Annotated in this window: 1 pseudogene; it reads right to left on the bottom strand. The window is 69.1% G+C overall.

The window, feature by feature from the left end:
* Positions 1 to 156 precede the first annotated feature (156 nt).
* Positions 157 to 324: pseudogene (locus tag TOK_RS31945) on the bottom strand (IS701 family transposase); the annotation flags it as partial.

The raw sequence follows: 324 nt of genomic DNA, 5'->3' as shown, positions 1-324 counted from the left end.
GTGGTCGGTGGCCACGTCGGCGGTAGTGGCAGGTGCGGGCTTGATGTTGGCGTTCGCGGCGCCAGTCCGACCAGTGCATGACGTGATCGATGCAGGTCAGCGGCGTGAAGGCGAGGGCGGCGAGGAGCCGGCGGATCTCGTTGGCCGAGAGCGGGATCAGCCGGCGGGCACCGGATCGAGATCCCCCTTTTCGCCGCCGGCGTGTTCGGCGGCGCGGGTGGTCGCGAGGTAGGCCGCGGCCAGCATGGCCAGGGTGATGTGGGCATACCAGGCTCGGAAGGACCGGACCTGATAGTGATCGAGACCGGCGTCGTTCTTCGCGGT

Source organism: Pseudonocardia sp. N23 (assembly GCF_002583555.1).
In the GTDB taxonomy this organism is placed as follows: Bacteria; Actinomycetota; Actinomycetes; order Mycobacteriales; family Pseudonocardiaceae; genus Pseudonocardia.
This window is presented reverse-complemented; position numbering and strand designations above follow the sequence as displayed.